The sequence below is a fragment of the Streptomyces griseorubiginosus genome (assembly GCF_001514195.1).
GTDB classification, from domain to species: domain Bacteria; phylum Actinomycetota; class Actinomycetes; order Streptomycetales; family Streptomycetaceae; genus Streptomyces; species Streptomyces griseorubiginosus.
Genome location: NZ_KQ948745.1, coordinates 182,119 through 199,383, shown reverse-complemented (window position 1 = coordinate 199,383; position 17,265 = coordinate 182,119). Strand labels below are relative to the sequence as shown.

Annotated in this window: 17 protein-coding genes; 8 read left to right on the top strand and 9 right to left on the bottom strand. The window is 71.5% G+C overall.

Annotation, left to right across the window (positions count from 1 at the left end; translation table 11 throughout):
• Window positions 1-141 precede the first annotated feature (141 nt).
• On the top strand, window positions 142-747 hold the full coding sequence (locus AQJ54_RS37585) for a TetR/AcrR family transcriptional regulator (RefSeq protein ID WP_062030100.1): 606 nt from the start codon (window positions 142-144) through the stop codon (window positions 745-747).
• Between the two features lie 79 nt (window positions 748-826).
• Here the strand turns inward: AQJ54_RS37585 and AQJ54_RS37580 are convergent, their stop codons facing one another.
• Window positions 827-1,456: a GNAT family N-acetyltransferase gene (locus AQJ54_RS37580; protein ID WP_062245406.1), complete on the bottom strand. Its 630-nt coding sequence runs from the start codon at window positions 1,454-1,456 to the stop codon at window positions 827-829.
• A gap of 125 nt (window positions 1,457-1,581) precedes the next feature.
• Here AQJ54_RS37580 and AQJ54_RS37575 point away from each other — a divergent pair, with 125 nt between their 5' ends.
• From AQJ54_RS37575 to AQJ54_RS37550, 6 genes are all read left to right on the top strand, one after another.
• Window positions 1,582-2,076: a YbaK/EbsC family protein gene (locus AQJ54_RS37575; RefSeq protein ID WP_062030445.1), complete on the top strand. Its 495-nt coding sequence runs from the start codon at window positions 1,582-1,584 to the stop codon at window positions 2,074-2,076.
• The gene (locus tag AQJ54_RS37570; protein WP_062030097.1) at window positions 2,073-2,918 is read left to right on the top strand and encodes a DMT family transporter; all 846 of its coding nucleotides are present in this window, start codon (window positions 2,073-2,075) and stop codon (window positions 2,916-2,918) included. The genes AQJ54_RS37575 and AQJ54_RS37570 overlap by 4 nt, the downstream gene beginning before the upstream one ends.
• A 160-nt stretch (window positions 2,919-3,078) precedes the next feature.
• Window positions 3,079-4,023 carry an ABC transporter ATP-binding protein gene (locus AQJ54_RS37565; protein WP_062245403.1) on the top strand — a complete coding sequence of 315 codons (945 nt, stop codon included), beginning with the start codon at window positions 3,079-3,081 and terminating at the stop codon, window positions 4,021-4,023.
• Window positions 4,020-5,369, top strand: coding sequence for an ABC transporter permease (locus AQJ54_RS37560; RefSeq protein WP_062245401.1), 1,350 nt, complete (start codon window positions 4,020-4,022; stop codon window positions 5,367-5,369). The genes AQJ54_RS37565 and AQJ54_RS37560 overlap by 4 nt, the downstream gene beginning before the upstream one ends.
• A 4-nt stretch (window positions 5,370-5,373) precedes the next feature.
• The gene (locus AQJ54_RS37555) at window positions 5,374-8,103 is read left to right on the top strand and encodes a bifunctional YncE family protein/alkaline phosphatase family protein (protein ID WP_062245399.1); all 2,730 of its coding nucleotides are present in this window, start codon (window positions 5,374-5,376) and stop codon (window positions 8,101-8,103) included.
• Window positions 8,104-8,165: 62 nt separating this feature from the next.
• Complete coding sequence (locus AQJ54_RS37550) at window positions 8,166-8,441, top strand: DUF1876 domain-containing protein (protein WP_020137790.1); 276 nt, start codon at window positions 8,166-8,168, stop codon at window positions 8,439-8,441.
• A gap of 27 nt (window positions 8,442-8,468) precedes the next feature.
• On the opposite strand, the gene AQJ54_RS37545 is transcribed toward AQJ54_RS37550, so the two are convergent.
• The 6 genes from AQJ54_RS37545 to AQJ54_RS37520 form a co-directional block, all read right to left on the bottom strand.
• Window positions 8,469-9,629, bottom strand: a complete 1,161-nt coding sequence (locus AQJ54_RS37545; RefSeq protein ID WP_062245398.1) for a serine hydrolase domain-containing protein — start codon at window positions 9,627-9,629, stop codon at window positions 8,469-8,471.
• Between the two features lie 34 nt (window positions 9,630-9,663).
• Entirely contained in the window at window positions 9,664-10,110 is a 447-nt protein-coding gene (locus AQJ54_RS37540; RefSeq protein WP_020137792.1) for an organic hydroperoxide resistance protein, read from the bottom strand.
• A 167-nt stretch (window positions 10,111-10,277) separates the two neighbouring features.
• Entirely contained in the window at window positions 10,278-10,739 is a 462-nt protein-coding gene (locus AQJ54_RS37535) for a MarR family winged helix-turn-helix transcriptional regulator (RefSeq protein WP_062245396.1), read from the bottom strand.
• The gene (locus tag AQJ54_RS37530) at window positions 10,736-11,494 is read right to left on the bottom strand and encodes an energy-coupling factor ABC transporter ATP-binding protein (protein WP_062245393.1); all 759 of its coding nucleotides are present in this window, start codon (window positions 11,492-11,494) and stop codon (window positions 10,736-10,738) included. Before AQJ54_RS37530 ends, AQJ54_RS37535 begins: the two co-directional genes overlap by 4 nt.
• The gene (cbiQ, locus tag AQJ54_RS37525) at window positions 11,482-12,243 is read right to left on the bottom strand and encodes a cobalt ECF transporter T component CbiQ (RefSeq protein WP_062030083.1); all 762 of its coding nucleotides are present in this window, start codon (window positions 12,241-12,243) and stop codon (window positions 11,482-11,484) included. The genes AQJ54_RS37530 and cbiQ overlap by 13 nt, the downstream gene beginning before the upstream one ends.
• A 1-nt stretch (window position 12,244) precedes the next feature.
• A complete protein-coding gene (locus AQJ54_RS37520) occupies window positions 12,245-13,288 on the bottom strand; it encodes an energy-coupling factor ABC transporter permease (RefSeq protein ID WP_062030081.1) in 1,044 nt (347 codons plus the stop codon).
• 168 nt (window positions 13,289-13,456) lie between these two features.
• Between AQJ54_RS37520 and AQJ54_RS37515 the strand changes: the two genes are divergently transcribed.
• Window positions 13,457-13,804, top strand: coding sequence for an SsgA family sporulation/cell division regulator (locus tag AQJ54_RS37515; RefSeq protein ID WP_030317517.1), 348 nt, complete (start codon window positions 13,457-13,459; stop codon window positions 13,802-13,804).
• Between the two features lie 20 nt (window positions 13,805-13,824).
• Here the strand turns inward: AQJ54_RS37515 and AQJ54_RS37510 are convergent, their stop codons facing one another.
• A complete protein-coding gene (locus AQJ54_RS37510; protein WP_062245390.1) occupies window positions 13,825-15,489 on the bottom strand; it encodes a penicillin-binding transpeptidase domain-containing protein in 1,665 nt (554 codons plus the stop codon).
• 96 nt (window positions 15,490-15,585) lie between these two features.
• Window positions 15,586-17,208: a penicillin-binding transpeptidase domain-containing protein gene (locus AQJ54_RS37505; RefSeq protein WP_062245386.1), complete on the bottom strand. Its 1,623-nt coding sequence runs from the start codon at window positions 17,206-17,208 to the stop codon at window positions 15,586-15,588.
• Window positions 17,209-17,265 lie beyond the last annotated feature (57 nt).

The following is a 17,265-nucleotide window of genomic DNA, read 5'->3' as shown; positions in this document are numbered from 1 at the left end:
GGTGGCTCGTGAGTGACCGAGGGATGACCGAGAGGTGACCCATCACACGAACGAAACCGTTTCGTTTCGCTTGTGGATGCGCTACATTCGTGTCGTACGAAACAGTGTCGTTCGATGTCCGGAGCCGGAAGGGTGAGTGGCATGACCGAGGTCACGACAGCACGTCGCAGCCGTATCACCCCCGAGCGCGAGGCCGAGCTCTACGGGGCCGTCCTCGAACTGCTCCGGGAGGTCGGGTACGACACCCTGACCATGGACGCCGTCGCTGCGCGCACCCGGTCCAGCAAGGCCACGCTCTACCGGCAGTGGGGCGGCAAGGCCGAGCTGGTGGCGAAGGCGGTGCGGCACTCCAAGCCCGGCGGCCTGGCTCTCGAGGAGATCGACACCGGGTCGCTCCGGGGGGACCTGCACGCCCTCACCCTGCGCTCGGACGACTGCCAGCTGGAGCAGAACTCCGCGCTCATGCGCGGCCTCGCCATGGCCATCCACGGCAACCCCGACCTCCTCCAGGCGTTCCGAGAGCACCTCATCGAGCCCGAGATGGCGGTGTTCCACCGGATCGTGCAACGGGCCGTCGACCGGGGCGAAGTACGCGCCGACAACCCGGCCATCGGCTTCATGATCCACATGATGCTCGGCGGGTTCGCCGCCCGCACGATGATCGACGAGCTGCCGCCGACCCAGGCCTACCTCATCTCGTACATCGACGCCGTGGTCCTCCCGGCGCTGGGCGTCACCCGCGACTGACCCGCGACCGACCCACCCCACCGGCTCCACGACCGACCCGCCTTACCGGCTCCACGATCGACCCGCCCTACCGACCCGCTCACCAGCTCTCCACTGCCGTGGGCCGGCCCAGATAGGTGACCGGTCCGGGATCCGGTACGGCTATCTCGTGGAAGCCGAGACGGTCGTAGAAGGCGCGGGCGGGGGTGTTGGCGGAGAGCATGCACAGGTGCACGGCGGGCACGCCCTTCTCGTGGAGGGCGCCCAGCAGACTGCCCATCAGCGCCCGCCCGTACCCGCGCCCCTGCCACTCGGGCAGCAGGTCGATGTGCAAGTGGGCCGGATAGGCGGCGACTTCGGGCACCAGCATCCGCTCCGGGTCGTGCAGCAGCGCCACGATCTCCTCGTCCGGGGTGCGCGGCGGCCCGGCGGGCCTCGGATAGCGGTCGGACACGAGCGGAATCCACTGGGCGCGGTAGTCCGCCACGAACCGGGCCGTGTCCGCGGTCCCCACGACGTACCCGACGGCCCGCCCCTCGCCGTCGTCCAGCACGAAGACCAGGTCCGGTTCGAGATGCGCGTACGGCTGCGCGAAGGCCGCCGGGAAGACACCGGGGTCGCGGTAGTAGGGGCGCGCGTCCTGGCCGGCGTGCGCGGTGCGGACGCAGATGTCGTCGAGGGCGGCACGGTCCTGGGGGCCGTAGGCGCGTATGCCGGGAGTCGGGGTCATCGCAGCATCCTGCACGACGGGAGCGGGAGCGGGAACGGGTCGTGGTCCCGCACTTCGGGGGGCGGGAACGGGCCGTGCGACAACAGGGTCGCGTGGCCCGTACACCGACCGCTAGCGTGACGGACATGACGACCGCAGACGCCGCCCACCCCCGTTTCGCCGAGGCCCTGAGGGAGCTGGGGCTCGACGAGCTGAACGCGAAGGTCCGCCGCTTCCCGGACGCGACCCGGACCGCCGCCGAGGCCGCCGCGGCGGTCGGCTGCGAGCTCGGGCAGATCTGCAAGTCGCTGATCTTCGCGGCCGACGGGGTGCCGGTGCTCGTGCTGATGGACGGGGCCTCGCGCGTCGATGTCGAGCTGGTGCGCCGGGAGCTCGGTGCCGACAAGGTCACCCGGGCCAAGGCGGACGTCGTACGGGAGACGACCGGCTACGCCATCGGGGGCGTGCCGCCGTTCGGGCACCGGACGCGGACCCGGGTCCTCGCCGACCGGGCGCTGCTCGACCACGACCTGGTGTGGGCCGCCGCCGGCAATCCGCACGCCGTGTTCCCCATCGCGCCCAAGGACCTCGTCGCGCACGCCGGAGCCACCCTCGTGGACGTCCGCGAGCACACCTCGTGACCCCGCTCGTCACCGCGGCCGTCCTGCTGGCCGCCGTCACGCACGCCAGCTGGAACGCCATCGCGCACCGGATCACCGACAAGCTGGTCGGGTTCACGCTGATCTCCGGCGGCGGCATGCTCATCGGGCTCGCGATCATCCCCTTCGCGGCGGTCCCGGCGGCCGGGTCCTGGCCGTATCTGCTCGTCTCCTCCGGCGTCCACATCGCCTACTACGCGCTGCTGATGAAGTCGTTCCGGCTCGGCGACTTCGGGCAGGCCTATCCGATCGCGCGCGGCACCGCGCCCCTGGTCGTCACGGTGCTCGCCGCCCTGTTCGCCCACGAGGTGCCCGACGGCTGGGCCGCCGCCGGGATCGCCCTGTCCTGCGCGGGACTCACCGGGGTCGCGCTGTGGGGGCTGCGCGGGCGGCGGCCCGACTGGGCGGCGATCGGCGCCGCGCTGGCGACCGGGCTCAGCATCGCCGTGTACACCGTCGTCGACGGACTCGGCGTGCGCGCCTCCGGCTCCTCCCTCGGCTACACCGCCTGGCTGATGGTGGCGCCGGGCGTGGTGATCCCGGCGTACGCCCTCACCCGCTGGCGCGGTCGGTTCGTCCCTGTTCTGCGGCCGTTCGCCCCCGTCGGTCTCCTGGGCGCAGCCCTCTCCGTGGCCGCGTACGGCCTGGTCCTGTGGGCCCAGACGAAAGCGGAACTCGCCCCGATCGCGGCCCTGCGCGAGTCCTCGATCATCGTCGGCGCGGCCATCGGCGCGGTCTTCTTCAAGGAGCGGTTCGGGGCGCCGAGGATCGTCGCGGCGGGTCTGCTGGTCGCGGGGATCGGACTGATGCTGCACGCCGGTTAGGCGGGCCCCTGGGGGTCCGGCCCGGTGCGGGTCGGCGTTTGCCGTTCGTTGGCCTGCTTGCCGAGGCTTTGACGGTTCGTTCCCTGAGCGTTCAGTCAGTCTTCCGTGCCGCTGTCGTGTGCCGTCCCTAGGGTCCCTGAGGACTCGGAAGAGGGGACTCATGGACACACGGCACGCGGTCCGGGCCCGTGGGATCAGCAAGGGGTTCGGGGACGTCGTCGCGCTCGACGGTGTCGACCTGGACGTGACGCAGGGTCAGATCCACGGTCTGGTCGGGCCGAACGGGGCCGGTAAGACGACCCTGCTCGGGCTGCTGCTGGGGCTGGCCGTCGCCGACGGCGGCTCCCTGGAGATCCTGGGGGCCCCGGTCGGACGGGAGTTCGCCGCCCCCGACGCGGTCGCCGGTTTCGTGGACGGACCCGGTCTCTACCCCTCGCTCACCGCCCGGCAGAACCTCGCCGCACTGGCCCGGCTCCGGGGCGGACGGCAACGTACCGCGGACATCGACGACGTGCTCGACGAGGTCGGACTCACCGCCGTCGCCGACGAACGGGCCCGCGGCTTCTCCCTCGGCATGCGCCAGCGGCTCGGGCTCGCCGCCGCGCTGCTGACCCGGCCGCGGCTGCTGGTCCTCGACGAGCCCGCCAACGGCCTGGACCCGGCCGGGAAACGGCATGTGCACGGCGTGCTCGACCGGCTCGCCGCGGACGGCACCGCCGTCGTGGTCTCCAGCCACCGCATGGACGACCTGGAGGCGCTCTGCTCCGAGGTCACCCTCCTCGCCACCGGACGCGTCGTGTTCTCCGGCCCGCTCGGCAAGCTGGCCACGGACAGCCGCGCGCTCGACTACCGGCTACGGACCTCCGACCCGGAGGCCGCGCGCCGGCTGGCCGACGGCACCGACGGGGTCCGGATCGTCGACGCCGAGGCGGCCGTACGACAGGACGCCGGGCTGGTCGTCGTCCGCGCCCGGGTGCCCGCCCTCGACGAACTCGTCGCGCGGCTCGTGACGTCGGGGATCGCCGTACGGGAACTGGCCCCCGTGGTCTCGCCGTTGGAAGCGGCCTTCCTGGAGCTCACCGCGTCCCGGGAGGCGGACGGATGACAGCCACCGCGATCCGGGAGACCACCACCGCCCCCGCGGTCCCGGTCTCCCGCGTCTACCGCTTCGAACTGCGCAAGCTCCTCTCCCAGTGGCGCGTCCGGCTCCTGCTCCTCGCCTGCTGGATCGCGCCCGGACTCTTCGTCGCCGGGGTGTCGCAGCAGAGCACCCTGCCCTCCGACACCCTCTTCGGCCGCTGGATGCACGCCACCGGCTGGGCCGGGCCGCTGGTGATCCTCGGGTTCGCGGGCACCTGGGCGCTGCCGCTGCTGACCTCGGTGGTCGCCGGTGACGTGTTCGCCGCCGAGGACCGGCTCGGCACCTGGCGGCACCTGCTGGTCGCGGTCCGCTCGCCGCGGCGGATCTTCGCCGCGAAGGCGCTGGCCAGCCTGACCGTCGTCCTGCTGCTGGTGGCCGGACTGGCCGTCTCCGGCACGGTCGGCGGGCTCACCGCGGTCGGCGACCAGCCGCTGGTCGGCCTGGACGGACACCTCCTGGCACCCGGCGACGCGGCCGCGCGGGTCCTCCTCGCCTGGACCGCCGCCCTCGCCCCCACCCTCGCCCTCGCCGCGATCGGGCTGCTCGGGTCGGTCGCCCTCGGCCGCTCCCCGACGGGCCTGCTGCTGCCGCCGCTCCTCGCGCTCGCGATGTCGGTCGCCCAGATGCTGCCCCTGCCCGTCGCCGTCCGCCTCGCCCTGCCCGGCAACGCCTACGTCACCTGGAACGGCCTGTTCACCGGCCCCGCCCAGCTCGCCCCGCTCCTGGTCGGGATCGCCGTCTCCCTGGTGTGGACCGCGCTCGCCACCATGCTGGCTCATCTCCTGTTTCTGCGGCGGGACTTCACCAACCTCGCCTACGACGGTGCCGGGCGCCGCGCGTTCACCGCGGGGCTGCTCCCGCTCGCCGGTCTGCTGGCGCTCAGCGTCGCGGTGATCGCCGTGGCCGTCCCCGCGGACGGCATCCGGCAGGCCAAGGTCCAGCGCTCCCTCGCCACCGCGTTCGCCCACCTCTACCGGATGCAGACCGGCCAACTGCACCGCCCCGCCGTCACCGAGGACCAACTGCGAGCCTCCGCGGCCTGCACCAAGAGCGACGGACAGGCCGCGCAGGAGGGGCCGGGCAACGACTGGCGGTGTGTCGTGACCTGGCACCTGCCCGGGACCGCGGTCGCCGGGACCGCGATCTACCAACTCGACGTCGGATCGGACGGCCGGTACGTGGCCGACGGGGACGGTCCGAAGGAAGTCAACGGCTACTTCCTGGTGCGGACCGAGACCGGGGACGCCCCGAACCCGCTGTGGCAGTTCGACGGAAACGTCGACCTGCTCGACACCACCTCGAAGGGATAGGTCCATGCACGTAACGCGCCGTATCAGGGAGAAGCAGCCGGCCGCCAGACGCCGGACCCTGCTGGTGGCGGCCGGCATCGCGGTCGCCCTGGGCGTCACCGGCACCGCGGTCGCCTCGACCTACCAGTTCGGCACCCAGCAGGTCGCGCAGGACACCGTCAAGGGCGAGGTCATCTCCAGCGACCAGTACCTCAAGCCGTACGGCAGCCGGACCGTCATCGACGACGGCAAGATCATGTCGTCCACGGTCGGCCCGGACGGCACCCACCTCGCGGCCGCCGTAGCCGACGGCGACGCGGCCCTGGTCATCATGGACCTGGCGACCGGTCAGGTGAAGCAGAAGATCGGCGCCAACGCGGCCGACGACCTGCGCATCGGCAGCGCCGCCGTCGGCCAGGAAGGCCCGGTCTACTCGCCCGACGGCAAGCAGCTGTGGCTCGGACAGGCCACCGGCTACACCAAGTTCACGGTGAACGCCGACGGCACCCTCGCCGACCCGGTGGCCGTCCCGATCCCGACCGTCGGCTCCCAGCAGGCCCTGGTGGGCGGGGCCGTCTTCTCGCCCGACGGCTCCACCGTGTACGCGGCGGTCAACGGCCAGAACACGGTCGTCGCCCTCGACGCGGCGACGGGAGCCGTCCAGCGGACCTGGTCCGTCGGCACCGCCCCGCGCGGAATCGCCCTGGTCGACGGCAAGCTGTACGTCAGCAACGAGGGCGGCCGCCCGGCGAAGCCCGGCGAGACCACCATGAACTCGTACGGCACCCAGGTGCCCGCGAACCCCGACACCGGCGCCTCGACCACCGGCACGGTCAGCGTCATCGACACGCGCGGCGGCCAGGACGTCCGGACCCTCCCCGTCGGTCTGCACCCGACCGCCGTCTACGCCAAGCACGGCACGGTGTTCGTCACCAACACCGCCGACAACAGCGTCTCGGTGATCGACACCCGCAAGGACAAGGTCGTCCAGACCATCGCCACCCAGCCGTGGCCCGAGGCGAAGGTCGGCTACGAGCCCGACGCGGTGACCCTCACCGACGACGGCCGCCTCCTGGTGACCCTGGGCCGCGCGAACGCGGTCGCCGTCTACCGCTACAAGTCCCCGCAGGAACCGGCCAGTTACGTGGGCCTGCTGCCCACCGACTACTTCCCCGCCGAGATCACCACGGCCGGCGGCAAGGTCGTGGTCTCCAACACCCGGGGCATCGACGCCCGCCGTCCCACCACCGCCAGCGGCCACGGCACCCACGACACGACCTCCAGCCTGACGGAGTTCACGCTGCCGAGCGACCTCGTGATCAGGTCCCAGACGGCCAAGGTCTTCCAGCAGAACGGCTGGACCCCGGGCTCGGTCCTCATGGCGAAGAACGCCAGGAGCGCGAGGCCCGTCCCCGTCCCCGCCCGCCTCGGCGACCCCTCGACCATCAAGCACGTCTTCCTGCTGGTCAAGGAGAACCGCACCTACGACCAGGTCTACGGCGACCTGCCCCAGGGCGACGGCGACCCGGCCCTCACCACCTTCGGCGCGAACGTCACCCCCAACCAGCACGCCCTCGCAAAGCAGTTCGGCCTCTACGACAACTTCTACGACATCGGCACCAACTCCGCCGAGGGCCACAACTGGCTGATGCAGTCGGACAACCCGGAGTACACCGAGTCCTCCGCCGGTGAGTACACGCGCAGTTACGACACCGAGAACGACGTCCTCGGCCACCAGAAGTCCGGGTTCCTGTGGACCGGGGCGCAGGCGGCCGGCGAGTCGGTCAAGGACTTCGGCGAGTTCCAGTCGACGGAGTCCAAGCCGGCCGGGGCGACCTGGCAGAACCTGTACTGCGACACCAAGACCATGGCCGCGACCGGGGCGCCGACCCAGTACCCCATCCAGACCGGCTCGGCGATCCCCTCGCTCAACAAGGTCTCCGTGCAGGGCTTCCCGATGTTCGACCTCAGCGTCCCGGACATCTACAAGGAACAGATCTGGCAGCAGGACTTCGAGAAGAACGGCCCGGCGAACCTGAACATGTTCTGGTTCTCCAACGACCACACCGGCGGCCCGGCGAACGCCGCCGCCGAGGTCGCCGACAACGACCTCGCGGTCGGCCGGATGGTCGACGAGATCTCCCACAGCAAGTACTGGAAGGACTCGGCGATCTTCGTCGTCGAGGACGACTCCCAGAACGGCCTCGACCACGTCGACGGCCACCGGGCCCCGGTCCAGATCATCAGCCCGTACGCCCAGCACGGCACGGTCGACAGCCACTACTACACGCAGATCACCATGATCCGCACCATCGAGCAGATCCTCGGGATCCAGCCGATGAACCAGAAGGACAGCGCGGCCACCCCGATGTACGGGGCCTTCACCCCGAAGGCGGACACCACCCCGTTCACCGCGGTGCCCAACCGCACCTCGCTGACCCTCGGCGTGAGCCCGACGCCCTCCTGCGGCGCCGACACCCCGGCCGCGCAGGACACCGACGCGGCCCCCGCGCCGACGTCCGCCGCCGTGCCGAAGGCCGAGCAGCCGCTCGCGGCACAGTGGAGGGCCTGGGCCTCGCACCAGCGCCTGACCGGCCCGCACGCGGTGCCGGACTACGCCAACAACGAGCAGATGAACCGCTACACGTGGTATCAGACCCACGACTGGACCAAGCCCTACCCGGGCGACAAGAAGGTCTTCGCCCCCGACGACGTCCCCGGCGCCTACCTGCCCTCGGCGGAGTCCGACGGCTGACCCCCGTGCGCCGCCGCCCGCCGAGGAGCACCCTGGAAACACACGCTTCGGAGGCGATCGTCATGACACACACCGCTGTGGGATGGCACATCGAGCTGGAGTTCCAGGAGGACGACCAGCACACGCGGGCGGCGGCGATGGTCCGGCTGCCGGACGGCACCGAGGTACGCACGCACGGGCACGCCACCCGCCACCACACCGACAGCAACCAGCCCAGGGTGGGGGAGGAGGTCGCCGGTGCCCGGGCGCTGAACGAACTCGCGATGCAACTGCTCGTCAAGGCGCACGGCGAGATCGACGAGGCGTCCGGCCGGACGTCCCACCCGATCAACGTCTAGGGCCGCCCGCGCACCGGGTCCCGGCGCTCACAGGGCCGATCGCACCGCCCTGACCAGGGCCTGCGCCCGCGGGTCCGCCGTCACCGTCTTGCGGAAGCCGTTGGTGACATAGCCGAGGGCGATGCCGGTCTCCGGGTCGGCGAAGCCGAGGGAGCCCCCGCGGCCGGGGTGCCCGAAGGAGCCCGGGCCGAGGAACGGCGAGGCGCTGCCGTGCAGCATGTAGCCGAGGCCGAAGCGGGTGTTCACGACGAGCACCCGGTCCGGTCCCGACGACTCCTCGGCCCGGGCGAGTTCCACCGTGGCCGGGTCGAACAGCCGCACCCCGTCGACCTCGCCGATCAGCGCCGCGTAGATCCGCGCCAGCCCGTCGGCGGTCGCGATCCCGTTGGTCGCGGGCAGCGCGCTCGCCCGGTACGCCGGTTCGTTCTGGTCGGGGAACGGGGTGATCGCGGCGAAGGCGCGCCGGGTGAGGGAGTCCGGGTCCTGGTAGGCCTCGGTGACCGACCGCCTGGGCCGGGCGCGCAGGGCACCGGTCGGCTCCGGCGCCTCGACACGGCCGACGCGTCCTGCCCGTCCCGCGGCTTCCTCGGCCTGCGGCAGCCCGAGCCAGAACTCCGCCCCGAGCGGCCCGGAGATCTCCCGCGCGATCCATTCGCCCGCGCCGATCCCGGTCACCCGGCGCACCAGTTCGTCCAGCATCCAGCCGTACGTCAGCGCGTGGTACCCGTGGTCGGTGCCGGGCTCCCAGACGGGTGCCTGGGCGGCCACCGCCTCGGGGCCACGCTGTGGGTCGAGGGCCTCCTCGGGGGTGAGCGGCCGGTCGATCACCGGCAGTCCGGCCCGGTGGTCGAGCACGTGCCGCACCAGCACCCGCTCCTTGCCGCGCGCCTTGAACTCGGGCCAGTACTCGGCCACCGGCGCGTCCAGGTCCAGCTCCCCGCGCTGCCGCAGCAGCAGGAGTACGGCGGCGGCGACACCCTTGGTCGCCGAGCGCACGACCTGTGCGGTGCCGTGCTGCCAGGGCCCGGTGCCGTCGACGTCCTTGGTGCCGGCCCACAGGTCGACCACTTTGCGCCCGTGCCGGTAGACGGCGAGCGCCGCGCCCCGGTCCCCGAGCGCCTCGAAGTTCCGCGCGAACGCGACCCTGACCGGCTCGAAGCTCTCGGCGACTGTGCCGTTCACGTCCACGTCCGCACTCCTCCCACTGCTGCCTGCTGCCCCCTCAGCCAAGCAGAATGGTCACGTCGATGTTCCCGCGGGTGGCGTTGGAGTACGGGCAGACCTGGTGGGCCGCGTCCACCAGCTTGGCCGCGAGGTCCGCGTCGAGGACCGGCAGGGAGACGCTGAGGGCGACCGCGAGACCGTAGCCCTTGGTCTTGTTGGGGCCGATGCCGACCTTCGCGGCGACCGTCGAACCGGTGAGGTCGTAACCCGCGCGGTTGCCGACGAGGATCAGCGCGTTGTGGAAGCAGGAGCTGTAGCCGGCGGCGAACAGCTGCTCCGGGTTGGTGCCGTTGCCGTCCCCGCCGAGCGCCGGCGGCATCGCGACCTTCAGCTCGATCTGGCCGTCCTGGCTGGTGACATAGCCGTCACGGCCGCCGTGCGCGGTGGCCTCGGCGACGTACATGATCTTCGTCGGGCGGGTGTCGACGGCGGTGTCGTCACTCATGGCTGGCTCCCCCCAGAACAGGTGCGCACAAGAACATCGTGCACAAGATACCGGCCGGTAGGGAGGAGGTCTGCCGTCAGGGGGCGGCAACCCGGGGTAACCCGAGGTCGGGGAGTGTGCGAGGGGTCAGCGGGTGTGGGCGCGAGGGGGCCGGCGTGCGTGAGGCGTCAGCGGGAGCGGGCCGCCGCCGTGCCCGCCCGTTCCGCGAGCCGCCACAGCTCCCCGCGCAACCGCGCGGCCTCCGCCCCGTCGAGCTCCGTGGCCGCGAGCAGGGCGCCCGGTACGGCAGCCGCCCGCTCCCTAAGTTCCTCCGCACGCCCCGTGCACGCGACGCGGACCGAGCGCTCGTCGTCCACCGCCCGCTCCCGGCGGACCAGCCCGGCGCCCTCCAGCCGCTTGAGCAACGGCGAGACCGTGCCGTAGTCCAGGTGCAGAGCCCCCGTGAGTTCCTTCACCGTCGTCTCGCCGCGCTCCCACAGCACCAGCAGCACCAGGTACTGCGGATAGGTGAGCCCGAGCTCGTCGAGGAGCGGCCGGTACGCGGCGGTCACCGCACGCTGGGCCGTGTACAGCGCGAAGCACAACTGGTCGTCAAGGAGCGGTGATCCGGCGTCCTCTGCGTTCGTCACGCGCCCATTGTCACGGACCGCGGATCGAATCCGAAGGGCAGCTCCAGCCGGTGGGCCCGCATCAGCTCCTCGTCGGTGAGGAGTTCGGCGGTCTTCCCGTCCGCGGCGATGGTGCCCTCGCTCAGGATCAGCGAGCGCGGGCACAGCTCCAGCGCGTACGGCAGGTCGTGCGTGACCATCAGGACCGTCACGTCCAGCGAGCGCAGGATGTCGGCGAGTTCGCGGCGGGAGGCCGGGTCGAGGTTGGACGAGGGCTCGTCCAGGACGAGGATCTCCGGCTCCATCGCGAGCACGGTCGCCACGGCCACCCGGCGCCGCTGGCCGAAGGAGAGGTGGTGCGGGGGCCGGTGGGCGAACTCCGCCATGCCGACCCGCTCCAGCGCGGTCCGCACCCGGGCCTCCAGCTCGTCCCCCTTCAGCCCGGCCGCCGCCGGTCCGAACGCCACGTCCTCGCGCACGGTCGGCATGAAGAGCTGGTCGTCGGGGTCCTGGAAGACGATCCCGACCCGCCGCCGGATCTCCGCCATGTGCTGCTTGTCCACGGGCAGTCCGGCGACCTTCACCGAGCCGACCCCGCCGCCCAGGATGCCGTTGAGGTGCAGCACGAGGGTGGTCTTGCCGGCGCCGTTCGGCCCGAGCAGCGCCACCCGCTCGCCGCGCGCGATCGAGAAGTCCACGCCGAACAGGGCCTGGTGCCCGTCGGGGTAGGCGAAGGCCAGTCCGGTCACTTCGAGGGAAGCTGTCACAGGGTCCATCCCACCACGCAGACGACAAGGGCGGTCACGGGGAGCGCGAGGGCGTACGACCACTGCGCCCGGGACGCGGTCACCTCGTCGATGACCGGCATCGAACCGGCGTACCCGCGGCTGACCATGGCCAGGTGCACCCGCTCGCCGCGTTCGTAGGAGCGGATGAACAGGGCGCCGGCCGACTTCGCGAGGACGCCCCAGTGCCGCACGCCGCTCGCCTCGAACCCCCGCGACTCCCGCGCGATCCGCATCCGCCGCATCTCGTCGGTGATGACGTCGCCGTAGCGGATCATGAAGGACGCGATCTGGACGAGGAGCGGCGGGAGCTTCAACCGCTGGAGGCCGAGGAGCAGTTCGCGCAGTTCGGTGGTGGACGCCAGCAGGACGGAGGCGGCGACGCCGAGGGTGCCCTTGGCGAGGACGTTCCAGGCGCCCCACAGACCGCTCACGCTCAACGACATCCCGAGCACCTCGACCCGCTCGCCCTCCGCGACGAACGGCATCAGCACCGCGAACGCCACGAACGGCACCTCGATCAGCAGCCGCTTCAGCAGGAACCGGGCGGGCACGCGGGCGACGTACGCGACGACGCCCAGCAGGACCGCGTACAGACCGAACGCCCACATCGCCTCCCGCGGCGTCGAGACCACGACCACCACGAAGGCGAAGACCGCCGCGAGCTTGGTGTGCGGCGGCAGGGCGTGCACGGGGGAGTGCCCGTGCCGGTACAGCCGGTGTGCGTGCCCCGCGCCCATCTCAGACGCCGCTCGTGCTCGCCGGGGAGACGTCGGCCGTACGACGCCTGCGGACCGCCCAGAACACGCCGGTGCCCGCGACGACGGTCACGCCGACGCCGATCACGCCCGCGAGGCCCCCGGACAGGCGGGCGTCCTCGACGTCCTTGACGCCGTAGTCGGCGAGCGGCGAGTCCGCCGAGGCGTGCTGCTCGGTTTTCGCGTCGATGCCCTGGTCGGCGGCGACCTTCTCCAGCCCGTCGGGGCTGGCGGAGGCGTAGAAGCTGACGAACCCGGCGAGGACCAGGGAGGCGACCAGGCCCGTGATCCAGACCTTGCGGTGGGAGCGGGCGGCGGCGACGGGGGCGGTGTCCGGCACGTCGACCAGCTCACCGCCGACCCGCAGCTTCAGCTTCTGCCGGAGACCCCGCGCGCCGTACACCAGGTCGGGGCGTACGGCGACGACGGCACCCACGGTCAGCGCGGTGATGGTCGCCTCGCCGATGCCGATGAGGACGTGGACGCCGATCATCGCGGTGGCGACCTTGCCGATCGAGACGTCGGTGGTGCCGCCGACCGCGTAGATCAGGGTGAAGGCGACGGCCGCGGCGGGCACCGAGAGCACGGCGGCCACGAAGGAGGCCGCGGTGATCGCCCCGCGCCCGCGGGGCAGCACCTTCACCAGCCCGCGGAAGACGGCGTACGCGACGACCGTGGTGACCACGGCCATGTCGGTGATGTTCACGCCGAGCGCGGTCAGCCCGCCGTCCGCGAAGAGGATGCCCTGCATGAGGAGGACCACGGAGACGCAGAGGACCCCTGTGTACGGGCCCACGAGGATCGCGGCCAGCGCCCCGCCCAGGAGGTGGCCGCTGGTGCCCGCGGCCACCGGGAAGTTCAGCATCTGCACGGCGAAGATGAACGCCGCGACGAGGCCGGCCAAGGGCGCGGTGCGTTCGTCGAGTTCACGCCGGGCGCCGCGCAGGCTCACCGCGACGGCGGCCGCGGCGACGACTCCGGTCGCGGCCGAGATGGGGGCGTCTATGAATCCGTCAGGCACATGCACCGTTCGATGATAGTGGCTTGTTGCGAACTCTTTGCAAGAGAGTCGGGTGACGAACAGCAAGTCGCGGGCTTTCGGTCCCGGGAGCGGAATCCGGGAAATGTGCGACGCTGGAGAGGGAACGGATGCACAGCTTCCGCACAGGTTACGCAGCGTGAGAGGCCCGTCACGATGTCTGTAGTCGAACAGTACGCGCGAGCCCACATCGTTTCTGACGCGGACATCGCGGAGGACGAGGCGATCCCCGTCGTCCTGCGCTACGACCCGGACACCGACCCGCGTTCGGTACGGGTCGGCCTCCCGGGCACCGACGAGTGGACCTTCTCGCGCGCCCTGCTGGAGCAGGGACTCAGGGCACCGGCCGGCAGCGGCGAGGTGCGGGTGTGGCCGTGCGGCCGGGTCCAGGCCGTGGTGGAGTTCCACTCGGACCATGGGGTGTCGGTGGTGCAGTTCGAGCAGAAGGCTCTGCTCAGATTCCTGCGGCGGACCTACATGGCCGCCGCCCCCGTGCGGAGCTGACCTGAGGGGCTGACCCGGGGTCAGCCGCCGATCTTCAGCAGGGCCGCCACGATCGGGCCCGCCGTGTCGCCGCCGTGGCCGCCCGCCTGGGCGACGCCCGCGGCCGCGAGGTCGCCGCGGTAGGCGGTGAACCAGCCGTTGGGCTTCTTCTGACCGTCGACCTCCGCGGAGCCGGTCTTCGCGCCCACGTTGCCGGTGACCCCGGACATCGCCTCGGCCGCCGTGCCGTAGGCAGCCGTGTACGACATCAGCTCACGCAGCGCCGACAGTGTGGCCGGGGACATCGTGCGCGAGGCGGTGGCCAGCGTGCGGTGGTCGACGCTCGGGGAGACCAGGTAGGGCTGCTTGAAGGTGCCCGACTCGACGGTGGCCGCGACCGACGCCATGTTCAGCGGGTTCATCCGCACCCCGCCCTGGCCGATCAGCGAGGCCGCCTTCTGGGCCGCGCTCTGCACCGGCACCGCGCCGTCGAAGGACGGGACGCCGATCGCCCAGTTGTCCATGGACAGACCGAAGACCTGCTGGGCCTGCTTGGTCAGGGAGTCGTTGTCCAGCTTGCCCGCCTGGCTGATGAAGGCGGTGTTGCAGGAGCGGGCGAAGCTCGCCTTGAAGGTGCCGCCCTTGATCTCGAACTTGTCGTCGTTCTGGAACTTCCAGCCGCCGTACGTGAAGTACTTCGGGCACGGGTGCGGCTTGTCCGGGGACGCGAGGTCCTTCTCGATCAGCAGCGAGGAGGTGATGACCTTCATCGTGGAGCCGGGGGCGAGGGAGCCCTGGAAGGCGGTGTTGAAGCCGTGGCCCGCGTTGGCCACCGCGAGGATCTCGCCGGTCGAGGGGCGCAGCACCACGACGGAGGACCGCGCCTGTGTGGTGACCTGCCGCTCGGCCGCCGCCTGGAGCGTCGGGCTCAGGGTGGTCTTCACGGTGCCCGGGGTGCCCTTGCTGAGCTCGGCCAGCGTCTTGTCGGACGACTTGCTGTCCTTCGCGCGGATCACCCGCAGTTCGATGCCCGCCTTGCCGCCCGCGGTCTTGCCGAACTTGTCGCGCAGCCCGTCCAGCACGGTGCCCAGGGACGGGTACCTGGCCGTGGTGATCTCGCCGCCGTCCCGGTCGTACGCCTTGATCGGCGGGGTCCCGGACTCGCCGGTGACCAGGGTGTCCCCGTCCTTCAGGTCGGGGTGCACGAGCGAGGCGGTCCAGTGGACCTGGGGCTTGCCGGTGCTGGTGTTGCGGACGACGGTCAGGGAACTGCCGTACGTCAGCGGCTTGCTGAGGCCCTTGTACGCCACCGTCGTCTTCACGGCGAAGGGCACCTTGTCGCCGGTACGGGGGCCGGGGGTGAGGGTGGTCGCGGTGAGGTGGGCGTCCCTGGTCCAGCCGGTGAGCAGGGCGGTGGCGGCCTTGCTGTCGCTGGTCGCGGCGGCGGCCGTGGCCACTTTGCCCTGCTGCCAGGAGGTCAGGAACGCGGTCGCGGTGGAGGTGACCTCGGCCGCCGACAGGGGGCCGGTCTTCACCTTCGGCTTGTGGTCGGCCGCGGAGGTCTGCGTCCGGTCGTCGGCCGCCGCCCCGCCGCCGTACAGCGCGTAGACGCCGATGCCGGCGCCGCCGACGACCACGGCGATCATCCCGGCCACCACGGCCGGCCTGGTCTTCCGTCGCTCGGCGACGCGCCTTCTGTTACCCACGACTTACGCTTCCTCCGCGCTGTTCCAGGGTCCCCGTTGCCCTCACACACCTCAACGACTGCAACAGACTAGAGTCCCTGTCCCACAGGGGTGACGTCAGCCTGCGGCTCGTAGCACAGCTGCGACAATCGGCCCGGCCGCGTCGCCGCCGTGGCCGCCCTCCTCGGTCATGGCCGCCGCCGACACGTCGTTGCGGAAACCGGTGAACCAGCTGTTGGACACCTGCTGTCCGTCGACCTCCGCGGAACCGGTCTTCGCGCCGAAGTCCCCGCGGAGACCCGCCATCGCCCTGGCCGCCGTGCCCTGCGTCGCGGTGAGCCGCATCATCTGCCTCAGCTGTGAGGCGGTGTTGTACGGCAGCCCCTTGGCGGTGGCCAGTTGACGGTCGTCGATCTTGGGCGAGACCAGGTAGGGCTGGCGGAAGGTGCCGGTGATGGCGGTGGCCGTCACCGAGGCCATGTTCAGCGGGTTCATCTGGACCTGGCCCTGGCCTATCGCGTTCGCCGCCCGGTCCGGACCGCTGACCGCGGGGACCTTGCCGTCGAAGGAGACGATGCCGGTCTTCCAGTCCTGGCCGATCCCGAACCGGTTCTGGGCCTCCAGGGTCAGCGACTCGTCGGTGAGCGGCTTCTCGTCGATCAGCTTGATGAAGGCGGTGTTGCAGGACCGCATGAAGCTGTTGGCGAGCGTGGCGTTCTCGTTGGGCTTGAGGGTGGCGAGGTTCTTGAAGGTCTGCCCCTGCCACACGGCCTCCGGCGGACAGGGCGCCGGGCCGTTCATCGAGGTCACGCCGTTGTCGATGAGCATCGCGGCGGTGATGATCTTCATGGTGGAGCCGGGGGCCTTGGTGCCCTCGAAGGCCGCGTTGAAGCCGTCCGTACGGTTGTTGGCGACGGCCAGCACCTCACCGGTGCTGGGCTTGACCGCGACGACCGACGACTGCTTGTACAGCTTCACGGCCTTCTCCGCGGCGGCCTGCGCGGTCGCGCTGATCGTGGTCGGCACCTTGCCCGCCTTGCCGTCGGCGAGGGTGAGCAGGGAGGTGTCGGGGGTCTGGTCGGGGTGCTTGACGACCAGCTCGATGCCGGGGGTGCCGCCGGCCTCGCTGCCGTATCTCTCCCGCAGGGCGTCCAGGATCGGGCCGAGGGAGGGGTACTTCTCCTTGGTCAGCACCTTGCCGTCGCGGTCCACCGCCTCGATGGACGGGTTCGCGGACTCACCGGTGACGAGGCGGTCGTCCCGCTGGAGCTTCGGGTACACCACGGAGGGCTGCCAGTCGACGAGCGCCTTGCCGGTGGTCACCCCGCGCACGACGGTCAACTTGCTGCTGTAGGCCAGCGGCTTGGACTTGCCGCCGTACGACACGGTCGCCTTGACGCTGTACGGCACGGTGGCGCCGGTCGCCCTGCCGGGCGTGATCTTCACGTCGCCGATGTGCGCGTCCGCCTTGTATTCCGTCAGGAGCACCTCGGCGGTCGTGTTGTTGTTGGTGAGCGCGGCGGCACTCGCCGCGTCCCCCTTCTCCCAGGCGGCGAAGAAGTCCTGGGAGACGTCCTTGATCTCGTCGGCGGTGGGCGGCCCGCTCCGCTTGGCGTCCCCGACCCCACCGCTGCCGTCGTCGCTCAGCGCCGACACGAAGTTGTACGCCCCGTACCCGGCCCCGCCGACCATCACGGCGAACACCGTGCTGACGACAGCGACCTTCACCCCCTTGGCCATGATCTGGCCCCCTCCCCGTTGTCCCCGTTGTTGTGGGCAGCCTAAGCGGGAGGTGTG

Bases quoted from the DNA above. Each gene is read 5' to 3' on its own strand.
- AQJ54_RS37585 (WP_062030100.1), top strand. From the start codon at position 142: ATGACCGAGGTCACGACAGCACGTCGCAGCCGTATCACCCCCGAGCGC.
- AQJ54_RS37580 (WP_062245406.1), bottom strand. From the start codon at position 1,456: ATGACCCCGACTCCCGGCATACGCGCCTACGGCCCCCAGGACCGTGCC.
- AQJ54_RS37575 (WP_062030445.1), top strand. From the start codon at position 1,582: ATGACGACCGCAGACGCCGCCCACCCCCGTTTCGCCGAGGCCCTGAGG.
- AQJ54_RS37565 (WP_062245403.1), top strand. From the start codon at position 3,079: ATGGACACACGGCACGCGGTCCGGGCCCGTGGGATCAGCAAGGGGTTC.
- AQJ54_RS37560 (WP_062245401.1), top strand. From the start codon at position 4,020: ATGACAGCCACCGCGATCCGGGAGACCACCACCGCCCCCGCGGTCCCG.
- AQJ54_RS37555 (WP_062245399.1), top strand. From the start codon at position 5,374: ATGCACGTAACGCGCCGTATCAGGGAGAAGCAGCCGGCCGCCAGACGC.
- AQJ54_RS37550 (WP_020137790.1), top strand. From the start codon at position 8,166: ATGACACACACCGCTGTGGGATGGCACATCGAGCTGGAGTTCCAGGAG.
- AQJ54_RS37540 (WP_020137792.1), bottom strand. From the start codon at position 10,110: ATGAGTGACGACACCGCCGTCGACACCCGCCCGACGAAGATCATGTAC.
- AQJ54_RS37530 (WP_062245393.1), bottom strand. From the start codon at position 11,494: ATGGACCCTGTGACAGCTTCCCTCGAAGTGACCGGACTGGCCTTCGCC.
- cbiQ (WP_062030083.1), bottom strand. From the start codon at position 12,243: ATGGGCGCGGGGCACGCACACCGGCTGTACCGGCACGGGCACTCCCCC.
- AQJ54_RS37515 (WP_030317517.1), top strand. From the start codon at position 13,457: ATGTCTGTAGTCGAACAGTACGCGCGAGCCCACATCGTTTCTGACGCG.
- AQJ54_RS37505 (WP_062245386.1), bottom strand. From the start codon at position 17,208: ATGGCCAAGGGGGTGAAGGTCGCTGTCGTCAGCACGGTGTTCGCCGTG.